This is a genomic window from Streptomyces sp. NPDC059900 (genome assembly GCF_050270335.1).
In the GTDB taxonomy this organism is placed as follows: domain Bacteria; phylum Actinomycetota; class Actinomycetes; order Streptomycetales; family Streptomycetaceae; genus Streptomyces.
The window spans coordinates 1-11,215 of the sequence record NZ_JBNNJZ010000259.1; the positions used below are offsets into that span (position 1 = coordinate 1).

The following is an 11,215-nucleotide window of genomic DNA, read 5'->3' on the forward strand; positions in this document are numbered from 1 at the left end:
GGTCGAACTGATCGGCGGAGTGCGCTTTCCCGCCATCGGTGAACTGCCCTATCTGCTCACCCTGGCCGGACACGGCTTCTACTGGTTCCGGCTGCACGAGGAGCTGCACCCGGGCCGCCCGGCGGAACCCGACGTGCACCTCTGAAGGGACGTGACGCAATGCTGGAGACCGCTACGCAGTCGCGCGGCAGCCTCAGCCCCACGACGCTGCTCACCTCGCTCAACGGTGTGCTCCAGGAGTGGCTGCCGAAACAGCGGTGGTTCGCGGGCAAGGGCCTGCCCATCACGGAACTGACCGTGGTGTCGATGACCGAGCTGCACCCGGGCTGCATGCACCTGCTGATCCGCTCCCGGCACACCGGAGCACGCGACGGCTGCTACCAACTGCTGCTCGGCGTGGACGAGGACCCACCGCCCCGCCTCCAGCACGCCGTCATCGGCCGCCCCGGCGAGGGCCCTCTCCAGGGGCTCACCGTCTACGACGCCCTGCACGACCCGCGCTCGGCCGCACTGCTCCTCGAACGCCTGCGCACACCAGGCGCGGCGGGCCCGCTGCGCTTCGAACGCGACGGACAGACCGAGGTGCCGTCCGGGCTGACCCCACGTGTCCTGGACGGCGAGCAGTCCAACACCTCGCTGGTGTACGGGGATGCGTTCATCCTGAAGATCTTCCGCCGCATCCAGTACGGCATCAACCCGGATCTGGAGGTGCCCTGGGCCCTCGGCCGCGAGGGCTGCTCCCGGGTGCCCTCTCCCGTCGCCTGGTTCTGGACCGCCGAGCCGCGCAGAACGACACTCGGCGTACTCCAGCCGTTCCTGCCCGACGCCACGGACGGCTGGACCATGGCCCTCCATGCCCTCGCGGCGGGCGACGACTTCACCGACGAGTCGTACGAACTGGGCCGCGCGACCGCCGAAGTGCACCTGGCGCTGGCCCGGGTGTTCGCGCCCGACCTCCCGGACCGGCAGGGGGGCCACCGGCTCGCCTCAGCGATGATCACGCGCCTGGAGGCCACCGCCCGTCAGGTGCCGGCGCTCGTGCCGTACATGGCTCGCCTGAAGGCCGCGTACGGCGTCCTGGGGGCACGGGTGCCGGGGCAGCCCGACCAGCGGATCCACGGGGACCTGCACCTCGGGCAGGTCCTTTGGGCCGGACACCGGTGGTTCGTCATCGACTTCGAGGGCGAACCGGCCAGCCCGATCGCCGAGCGCAGGCGCACCCAGGCGCCCGTACGCGACATCGCGGGCATGCTCCGCTCCTTCGAGTACGCGGCCCACGCCAGACGCCCCTGGCAGCCGCAGTGGGCACAGCGCTGCCGGGAGGCGTACTGCGCGGGCTACGCCGCCGAGTCCGCGTGGGATCCGCGCAAGCAGGGCGCGCTCCTGCGGGCCTACGAGACGGACCGGGCGGTCTACGAAGCGCTGTACGAGGCCAGGCACCGCCCGGACTGGCTGCCCGTTCCCATGGCCGCCATCGACCGTCTCGCGAAAGGCATCTGAATCCATGGTCACCGCCGATGTATCCGCGCCCGCGGCCGTCGTTCGCACTCCTCTGGCCGCCGGGCCGCCGGAGCTCGACGCGGAGAGCCGCGGACGCCTCCTTTCGGGCACGCACCACGACCCGCACTCCGTGCTCGGCGCGCACCCGGTGACCGGCGGCGTCGCCTTCACGGTCCTGCGCCCGTACGCCGGGGCGGTGACGCTCGTCATCGGTGAGCAGACCACGGAACTGGACGCCACGGGAGACGGCTTCTTCTCCTGCGTCCTGCCGCTCGATGCGATCCCCGAGTACGCGCTGCGGGTCTCGTACGACGGCCGGGACGTCGAGCTGGAGGACCCCTATCGCTTTCTGCCCGCCCTGGGCGAACTCGATCTGCATCTGATCGGCGAGGGCAGGCACGAGGAGCTGTGGACGGCCCTCGGCGCACACCCGATGACGCACCAGGGCCTCGACGGCACCCGTTTCACGGTGTGGGCGCCCAACGCCCAGGGGGTGCGGGTGTGCGGGGACTTCTGCCGCTGGGACGGGACCGCCCATCCGATGCGGTCGCTCGGCTCGGCCGGCGTATGGGAGCTGTTCGTTCCCGGAGTCGGCGAGGGAGACCTGTACAAGTTCGACATCACCCGCCCCGACGGCACGCATACGGTGCGCGCGGACCCGATGGCCCGCCGGGCGGAAGTGCCGCCCGCGACCGCCTCCGTCGTCACACGGTCGAGCCATGTGTGGGCGGACGAGGCATGGATGACGGGCCGAACGCAGCGCCCCGTGGTCCAGTCGCCCTTCTCCGTGTACGAGGTGCATCTGCCGTCCTGGCGGCAGGGACTGACGTACCGGCAGCTTGCCGTCGAGCTGACGGAGTACGTGGCCGACGCGGGTTTCACGCACGTGGAGTTCCTGCCGGTGTCCGAGCATCCCTTCGGCGGCTCGTGGGGCTATCAGGCGACGGGGCTTTATGCGCCGACCTCCCGCCTGGGCACGCCGGACGACTTCCGCCATCTGGTCGACACGCTGCACCAGGCGGGCATCGGCGTGATCGTGGACTGGGTGGCCGCCCACTTCCCCAAGGACGACTGGGCGCTTGCCGCATTCGACGGCACACCGCTGTACGAGCCGCAGGACGCGCGGCGCGCCGAGCATCCCGACTGGGGCACGCTCACCTTCGACTTCGGCCGCCGCGAGGTACGCAACTTCCTTGTCGCCAACGCGAATTACTGGTGCGAGGAGTTCCACGTGGACGGCCTGCGGGTGGACGCGGTGGCCTCGATGCTCTACCTCGACTACTCGCGCGAGGAGGGCCAGTGGGCGCCCAACGAACACGGCGGCCGGGAGAACCTGGACGCGGTGGCCTTCCTCCAGGAGATGAACGCGACGGTCTACCGCCGCAATCCCGGCGTGGTCACCATCGCCGAGGAGTCGACCGCGTGGAACGGCGTCACGCGCGCCACCCATCACACCGGCCCCGGCGGGTTCGGCGGCCTGGGCTTCGGCCTGAAGTGGAACATGGGCTGGATGCACGATTCCCTGGAGTACATCCGGCACGAACCGGTGCACCGGCAGTACCACCACGGCGAACTGACCTTCGCCATGGTCTACGCGTACAGCGAGAATTACCTCCTGCCGATCTCGCACGACGAAGTCGTGCACGGCAAGCGCGCGTTGGTGTCGAAGATGCCCGGCGACTGGTGGCAGCAGCGCGCCAACCACCGCGCCTACCTGGCCTACATGTGGGCCCACCCCGGCAAGAAGCTCCTCTTCATGGGGCAGGAATTCGCCCAGGGCGCCGAGTGGTCTCAGGAACACGGCCCGGACTGGTGGCTCCTGGACCCGTCCTATGCGGCGCAACCCGACCACGCCGGCGTCCAGCGGCTGGTGCGGGACCTGAATCATCGGTACCGCTCCGCCCCCGCCCTGTGGGAGCGGGACTCGGACCCCGGTGGCTTCGCCTGGGTCGAGGCGGACGCGGCCGGGGACAACGTGGTGGCGTTCCTGCGTCACGCGGCCGACGGGACTCCGCTCCTGGCCGTCAGCAACTTCTCCCCGGTGGTCCGCCACGACTACCCGCTCGGGGTGCCCGCGACGACCGGTGCCTGGAGGGAGGCGCTCAACACCGACGCGGCCCGTTACGGCGGCAGCGATGTCCGCAACCCCGATCCGCTGCAACCGGCCCCCCACACTTCGGGGGCCTTCCCTGCCCGCCTGCACGTGACGCTCCCGCCGCTGGCCACGCTCTGGCTGTGTCCGGAGTGAGAGTGCCGCGGAGATCAAAAACACCTTGCCCGCCCCGCTGACCTCACGGATCATTGACACGACAGAAGTGATCAGTCAGGCAAAGGGGTCTCGCGTGGCAGCCACCCGGTTCTCCGTCCTCGACCGTTCCCGCACCCGCGAGGGGCACGACGGACCCGAGGCCCTGCGCGACACCGTGCGCCTGGCACAGGAACTCGAAAAACTCGGATACCACCGCTTTTGGGTGTCCGAACATCACGCGGTGCCGGGCGTCGCGGGCTCCGCGCCGACCGTCCTCGCCTCGGCCGTGGCCGCCGCGACGCGCACCATCCGGGTCGGCACCGGCGGCGTGATGCTGCCCAACCATCAACCCCTGGTCGTCGCCGAGCAGTTCGGGGTTCTCGAAGCGCTCTACCCCGGACGCATCGACATGGGACTCGGCCGCTCAGTGGGGTTCACCGACGGAGTGCGCAAGGCCCTCGGCCGGGACAAGCACGACGCGGACGACTTCGCGGCGCAGCTCACCGAGCTCCTGGGCTGGTTCCGCGGCACCTCGGACACCGGAGCGCATGCCCGGCCCGCCGAGGGCCTGACCGTCCCGCCGTTCGTCCTGGCCATGGGCGAGGGCGCCGCCATCGCGGCGCGGGCCGGGCTCCCCATGGTCATCGGCGACATCAGGAACCGCGAGAAGATGCTCCGCGGCATCGACCAGTACCGATCGGACTTCCGGCCGTCGGAATGGTCGAGCGAGCCGTACGTCGTCGTGTCGGGCACCATCGCCGTCGCCGCGACGCCCGAGGAGGCCCGTCGTCTGCTGATACCGGAAGCCTGGTCGATGGCCCATTCGCGCACCCACGGCACGTTCCCGCCGCTGCCGCCGGCCGAGCGCATCGAGTCACCGGCGACGCAGATGACCGAAAAGGAGCGCGGCTTCTACGAATCCGGTCTCCTCGGCCACATCCACGGCACCGAGCAGCAGGTGGCCACTGAACTGGACACGCTCATCAAGGAGAGCGGGGCGCAAGAAGTCCTGGTCACGACCAGTACGTACGACCGCGAGGGCCTTCTGGACTCCTTCCGGCGCCTGTCCCGGGTCGCGGGACTGGCCGCGACCTAGAATCGTGGGGTTTGCCCCCGAGCCGCGTACGGAGTCCCCCATGCACAGCCCCCATGATCCGTTCGTACGTGTCCGGGGCGCCCGCGAACACAATCTGCGGAACGTCGACGTGGACGTCCCGCGTGACGTGCTCGCCGTCTTCACCGGCGTCTCCGGCTCCGGGAAGTCCTCGCTCGCCTTCGGGACGATCTACGCGGAGGCCCAGCGCCGCTACTTCGAGTCCGTCGCCCCGTACGCCAGGCGCCTGATCCACCAGGTGGGCGCGCCGAAGGTCGGTGAGATCACCGGGCTGCCCCCGGCGGTCTCGCTCCAGCAGCGCCGCTCGGCGCCCACGTCGCGCTCCTCGGTGGGCACGGTCACGAACCTCTCGAACTCGCTGCGCATGCTGTTCTCGCGCGCCGGCACCTATCCCGAGGGCGCGGAGCGGCTCGACTCGGACTCCTTCTCGCCGAACACGGCCGCCGGCGCCTGCCCGGAGTGTCACGGCCTGGGCCGCGTGCACCGCACCAGCGAGGAGCTCCTGGTCCCCGATCCGTCCCTCTCCATCCGCGAGGGCGCGATCGCCGCGTGGCCCGGTGCCTGGCAGGGCAAGAACCTGCGGGATGTGCTCGACGCCCTCGGCCATGACGTCGACCGGCCTTGGCGCGAGCTGCCGCAGGCGGACCGGGACTGGATCCTGTTCACCGACGAGCAGCCGGTGGTGACGGTGCACCCGGTGCGGGACGCGGGCCGTATCCAACGCCCCTACCAGGGCACGTACATGAGCGCCCGGCGCTATGTGATGAAGACGTTCTCGGACTCCAAGAGCCAGACCCTGCGGGCCAAGGCCGAGCGGTTCCTGGCGAGCGCCGACTGCCCGGCGTGCGGCGGCAGCAGGCTGCGCCCGGAGGCGATGGCGGTCACGTTCGCGGGCCGCACCATCGCCGATCTCGCCGCGCTGCCCCTGTCGGAACTGGCCAAGGCCCTGGAGAGCAGCACGGGTTCGCAGGCGGCCCGCGTCCTGTCCGACGACCTCATGGCCCGTATCGCCACCATCACCGAGCTCGGCCTCGGCTATCTCAGCCCGGACCGTGCCACGCCCACCCTCTCGGCCGGCGAGCTGCAACGGCTGCGCCTGGCCACGCAGTTGCGCTCCGGGCTCTTCGGCGTCGTGTACGTCCTGGACGAGCCGTCGGCCGGTCTGCACCCGGCGGACACCGAGTCCCTGCTGACCGTCCTGGACCGGCTCAAGGCGGCGGGCAACTCGGTCTTCGTCGTGGAGCACCATCTCGACGTCATGCGCCACGCGGACTGGCTCGTCGACGTGGGTCCGGATGCCGGTGAGCACGGCGGGCAGGTGCTGCACAGCGGCCCGGTGGCGGAGCTTGAGGGCGTCACGCGGTCCGCGACGGCCCGGTTCCTCTTCGACCGCAAAAGCGCTCCGGCGCGCGAGGTGCGTACCCCGCGCGGCTGGCTGAAGGTCGGCCCTGTGACCCGGCACAATCTGCGTGACGTGACGGCCGAGTTCCCGCTCGGCGCCTTCACCGCGGTCACCGGCGTCTCGGGCTCGGGCAAGTCCACGCTCATCGGGGAGGTCAGCGAAGATCTGGCGGGCGTGGGGCGTCTCGTGTGCGTCGACCAGAAGCCGATCGGCCGTACGCCCCGCTCCAATCTGGCCACCTACACCGGCCTCTTCGACGTCGTGCGCAAGGTCTTCGCGGCCACGGACGCGGCACGGGAGCGGGGGTACGGCGTCGGGCGCTTCTCGTTCAACGTGGCGGGCGGGCGGTGCGAGACCTGCCAGGGCGAGGGGTTCGTCAGCGTCGAGTTGCTCTTCCTGCCGAGCACCTACGCGCCGTGCCCCGACTGCGGGGGTGCGCGCTACAACCCCGAGACCCTGGAGGTGGCGTACCACGGACTGAACATCGCGCAGGTGCTCGACCTGACGGTGGAGTCGGCCGCGGAGTTCTTCGCGGACACCCCGTCCGTGGCCCGCAGTCTGCGGACGCTGCTGGATGTGGGGCTCGGCTATCTGCGCCTCGGCCAGCCAGCGACGGAGCTCTCTGGCGGCGAGGCCCAGCGCATCAAGCTGGCCAGTGAGTTGCAGCGGGTGCGGCGCGGTCACACGCTCTACCTCCTGGACGAGCCGACCACCGGGCTCCACCCGGCCGACGTGGAGGTCCTGATGCGTCAGCTGCACGGCCTGGTCGACGCGGGCCACTCGGTGGTGGTCGTCGAGCACGACATGGCGGTGGTGGCGGGCGCGGACTGGGTGATCGACATGGGTCCCGGCGGGGGCGACGAGGGCGGCCGCGTGGTCGCTTCGGGGCCGCCGGAAGCGGTGGCGGGGGCCGAGGGGAGCCGGACGGCGCCGTACCTGGCGCGCGCGACGGGCGCGGGCCGCTGAGGTTGCGGCGAGGTTCCGGCGAGTTGGTACGCACCAACTCCTTGACGGCGCACCGCGGGCTGCCTTAAATCAAGTACTGAACAAAGCGGCGGGGTTGATCACTTGCCGCGTTCAGTTCTCGATGTCGGATTGTCATGCACGCGTCTTGACAGCCCGCGCGGGACACCCCAGCACCCCCGGCACTACGCACCCCCCACTCTCTCGCCACCCCCACGTGAAGCGATGTGATGACAGTGCACACCTCTTGGCGCCGCCGTGCGGCGCTCTCCACGGTCGCCCTGGCCTGCTGCGCCTCGGCCCTGGCCACACTCCCCTCCGGAGCCTCGGCGGCCCCCTCCCCCACCTCCGCCGCGGCGGCAGCCACCTTCACCGACGACTTCAACGGCCCCGCCGGGTCGGCGGTCGACGGCGGCAAGTGGCAGATCGAGACCGGCGACAACGTCAACAACCACGAGCGGCAGTTCTACACCTCGGGCAACAAGAACGCGGCCCTCGACGGCCAGGGCAACCTGGTCATCACCGCCCGCAAGGAGAACCCCGAGAACTACCAGTGCTGGTACGGCAAGTGTGAGTACACCTCCGCCCGGCTCAACACCTCGGGCAAGTTCACGCAGACGTACGGGCACGTCGAGGCCCGGATGAAGGTGCCGAAGGGCCAGGGCATGTGGCCCGCGTTCTGGATGCTGGGCGCCGACATCGGCAGCGTCGGATGGCCCCAGAGCGGCGAGATCGACATCATGGAGAACGTCGGCTTCGAACCGGGCACCGTCCACGGCACCCTGCACGGCCCCGGCTACTCGGGCTCGGGCGGCATCGGCGCGGGCTACACGCTGCCCGGCGGCGAGGCCTTCTCGGACAAGTTCCACACCTTCGCGGTGGACTGGTCGCCGAACAAGGTCACCTGGTCCGTCGACGGCAACGTCTACCAGACCCGCACCCCCGCCGACCTGGGCGGCAAGCAGTGGGTCTTCGACAAGCCGTTCTTCGTGATCCTCAACCTCGCGGTCGGCGGCTACTGGCCCGGCGACCCGGACGGCAACACGACCTTCCCGCAGCAACTGGTCGTCGACTACGTCCACGTCACCACCAACAACTAGTCACAGAGGCTAGTTGAGCTCGGCAAGCCGGTGCGCGGCCTCGCGGGTCGACGGATACAGATCCAGATAGAGGCCGTAGAGCCGGTCGTAGACGGTCGAGGCGGTCGCCTCCGGGGCGATCACCTCGACCGTCGGGTTCCAGTGCGCGATGTCGCCGGGCTCCGCGAGCCCGGCGCCGACCGCGGCGAGGAACGCGTCGCCGTACGCGGCGCCGATGGTGTGCCGGGGCAGGTGCTGCTCGCGCCCGGTCACGTCGGAGACGATCCGGGTCCACAGCGCACGGGCGCCGCCGCCGACCGCGACCAGGCGTTCGGCGGCGGCGCCCGCCGCGGTCATGGCCGCCAGATTGTGCCGGACGCCGTACGCGGTGGCCTCCAGGGCAGCCCGGTAGAGATGGCCGCGCCCGTGCCGCAGCGTCAGGCCGTGCACGAGCCCCCGCGCGTCGGGGTCGAAGAGCGGGGTGCGCTCCCCCGCGAAGTACGGCAGCATCAGCAGCCCCTCGGCGCCGGGCGGCAACCCGGCTGCCTCCGCGGTCAGTTGCCCGTACGAGGCACCGGTGAGGTCACGCAGCCATCCGGTGACCGCACCCGACGTCGCCATGCCCCCGGCCAGGCAGTACGTGCCGGGGAACGCGCCCGCGGTGCCCCACAGCTGCGGGCTGGTCAGCGGCTCCGGCACGACACCCACCAGGAACATCGTCGTGCCGTACATGAGCATGAGGTCACCGGGAGCGGCGACGCCGACACCGGCCGCCTCCGCCCAGGCGTCCACCGTCCCCGCGACCACGGGGGTGCCCGCCGGGAGGCCGGTGAGCGCCTCCGCTTCCCGGCTGACGGCGCCGACGACGTCGGAGGGCCAGACCAGTTCGGGCCACTGGAGGCCCGGGGCGATCTCCTCGCAGCGCTCCCCGATCCAGGACCGGGCCGCCAGGTCGTACAGCGGGGTGCACTGGCTCGCCGAGTGGTGGTCGAGGACGTACCGGCCGGTGAGCCGGTGCACGAGATACGAACTTGCCATGTACCAGCGGCGGGTGACTCCGTAGGCCGCCGGTTCACGGCGGCGCAGCCAGGCGAGCTTCGGGCCGACCGCCTGGCTGGTGAGGGGCGATCCGCAGCGGCGGATGATCTCCTCGGGGCCGTAGCGCTCGTTCTGCTCGTCGATCTCCGCGCCGGCCCGCGTGTCGACGCCGTACAGGATGGCCGGGCGGACCGGGGCGCCCGCTTCGTCCACGGGGAGCAGGCAGGGCCCGATGCCGCTGACACCGATCGCCGCGAGCGAGTCGCCCGCGGGAAGAGCGGACAGCAACTCCCGTGCCAGGGAACGGAAGTCGGCCCACCACACGCCGTCCGCGTCGTGCTCGAACCAGCCCGGATGCGGCGTGGCCGTCGTGTGCTCACGCTGCGCCGAGGCGACGAGCGTGCCGTCGGGACGGACCAGGACGCCCTTGGAGGAGGACGTCCCGATGTCGACGCCGAGCAGGAGACCGGTGCGGGACGCGGGACCGTTACGGGGCGGCGCGGTGACGGAGGTCATGGCCACGGGATGCTACGGGACGATCGAGTCCACGTAACCACCGTCCACCCGCAGCGCGCCGCCCGTCGTGGCGGAGGCCAGCGGGGAGCTGAGATAGACCACCATGTGGGCGATCTCCTCCGGCTCGATGAGCCGCTGGATCAGGGACTGCGGGCGGTGCTTGACCATGAACTCCCGCTGTGCCTCGTCCCAGGGCAGCGCTCGATCGACCAGCTCGTACACGAAGTCCTCCACGCCGCCGGTGTGCGTGGGGCCCGCGATCACGGAGTTGACGGTCACGCCCGACCCTGCGGCCTCCTTGGCGAAGCCGCGGGAGACCGCGAGGAGCGCGGTCTTCGACGTGCCGTAGTGGATCATCTCGGCGGGGGTGACGAGCGCCGAGTCGCTGGCGATGTTCTGGATCCGTCCCCAGGAGCGGTCCTTCATCCCCGGCAGGTAGTGCCGGATCATGCGGACTGCGGTCAGTACGTTGACCTCGAAGTAGCGGCGCCATTCGTCGTCGCTGATGTCGAGGGCCGGTGCGGAACCGAACACGCCGAGGTTGTTGACGAGGATGTCCGCCCGGGGGACGGCGGCGAAGACCTGTCCTGCGCCTTCGTCGGTGGAGATGTCACCGGGAGCCCGCAGGAATTCCGCGGCTCCGTGCTCCCCCTTCAACCGGTCGACGGCCTTGTCGACGGAGGCCGCGGTCCGTCCGTTGACGGCTACCGTGGCACCCGCCTTGGCCAGGCCGGCCGCGATGGCCGCCCCGATTCCCTGGGTCGATCCGGTGACGAGGGCGGTCTTTCCGGAGAGATCGACGAGCATGCTGTGTTACCTCCTGCTGCGGTGCGTTCGGGTGGCCCCCGGTCCTGCTCCCCGCCTTGTCCCCGATGTCCAGTAGATCATTCCGGCGGGTCCGGCGGGCGGTCGCCTCTCAGACGGCGAGGGTCTGCTTCAGGGCGGCCAGGCCGTCGCTGAAGATGCCGTGGAACAGGGCGACGACCTCGTCGTCGGTGACGCCCACCGGCGTGAAGACGCCGGACCACTCCACCCGGGACGCCTCCTGTCCCGGCACCCCGTGCACCGCCAGGGTGGCCACGTAGTCGGTGGCAGGGAAGGGGGCCTGGAGGATGGAGTAGCTGTAGGTGCGTGCCTGCTCGTCGAAGGTCAGGAGGCGCTCGATGATGACGCCGCCGTCCGCGCTCTTGAGGCTGCGCACGCGCCCGCCCTCACTGGATTCACTGACGGGGATGAACGGCAGCCAGTCGGGCAGCGAGTCGAAGCCGCCGATGAGCTGCCAGACGCGGTCGGCCGGTACGGGGATCTCGATGGACACGGAGGTGGAAGCCACGGTTTCTCCTTGAGGGGTGTAC

General features: G+C 70.8%; 9 protein-coding genes. 6 read left to right on the top strand and 3 right to left on the bottom strand.

Annotation, left to right across the window (positions count from 1 at the left end; genetic code table 11):
* The 6 genes from ACQKIP_RS27680 to ACQKIP_RS27705 form a co-directional block, all read left to right on the top strand.
* The coding region (locus ACQKIP_RS27680) for an alpha-glucosidase C-terminal domain-containing protein (RefSeq protein ID WP_427744411.1) at positions 1-145 on the top strand (145 nt) is incomplete at its 5' end.
* Between the two features lie 14 nt (positions 146-159).
* On the top strand, positions 160-1,500 hold the full coding sequence (locus tag ACQKIP_RS27685; RefSeq protein WP_365865173.1) for a maltokinase N-terminal cap-like domain-containing protein: 1,341 nt from the start codon (positions 160-162) through the stop codon (positions 1,498-1,500).
* Positions 1,501-1,504: 4 nt separating this feature from the next.
* Positions 1,505-3,748, top strand: coding sequence for a 1,4-alpha-glucan branching protein GlgB (glgB, locus tag ACQKIP_RS27690; protein ID WP_427744406.1), 2,244 nt, complete (start codon positions 1,505-1,507; stop codon positions 3,746-3,748).
* A 94-nt stretch (positions 3,749-3,842) separates the two neighbouring features.
* Positions 3,843-4,844, top strand: a complete 1,002-nt coding sequence (locus tag ACQKIP_RS27695) for an LLM class flavin-dependent oxidoreductase (RefSeq protein ID WP_365865169.1) — start codon at positions 3,843-3,845, stop codon at positions 4,842-4,844.
* Positions 4,845-4,884: 40 nt separating this feature from the next.
* Entirely contained in the window at positions 4,885-7,230 is a 2,346-nt protein-coding gene (locus ACQKIP_RS27700; protein ID WP_365865167.1) for an excinuclease ABC subunit UvrA, read from the top strand.
* Between the two features lie 227 nt (positions 7,231-7,457).
* Entirely contained in the window at positions 7,458-8,327 is an 870-nt protein-coding gene (locus ACQKIP_RS27705) for a glycoside hydrolase family 16 protein (protein ID WP_365865166.1), read from the top strand.
* 9 nt (positions 8,328-8,336) lie between these two features.
* Here the strand turns inward: ACQKIP_RS27705 and ACQKIP_RS27710 are convergent, their stop codons facing one another.
* The 3 genes from ACQKIP_RS27710 to ACQKIP_RS27720 all read right to left on the bottom strand — a co-directional run bounded on the left by ACQKIP_RS27710 (position 8,337) and on the right by ACQKIP_RS27720 (position 11,193).
* Complete coding sequence (locus ACQKIP_RS27710; protein WP_365865164.1) at positions 8,337-9,860, bottom strand: FGGY-family carbohydrate kinase; 1,524 nt, start codon at positions 9,858-9,860, stop codon at positions 8,337-8,339.
* A gap of 12 nt (positions 9,861-9,872) precedes the next feature.
* A complete protein-coding gene (locus tag ACQKIP_RS27715; RefSeq protein ID WP_365865162.1) occupies positions 9,873-10,667 on the bottom strand; it encodes an SDR family NAD(P)-dependent oxidoreductase in 795 nt (264 codons plus the stop codon).
* Positions 10,668-10,776: 109 nt separating this feature from the next.
* A complete protein-coding gene (locus ACQKIP_RS27720; protein WP_365865160.1) occupies positions 10,777-11,193 on the bottom strand; it encodes an SRPBCC family protein in 417 nt (138 codons plus the stop codon).
* Between the last annotated feature and the right edge of the window lie 22 nt (positions 11,194-11,215).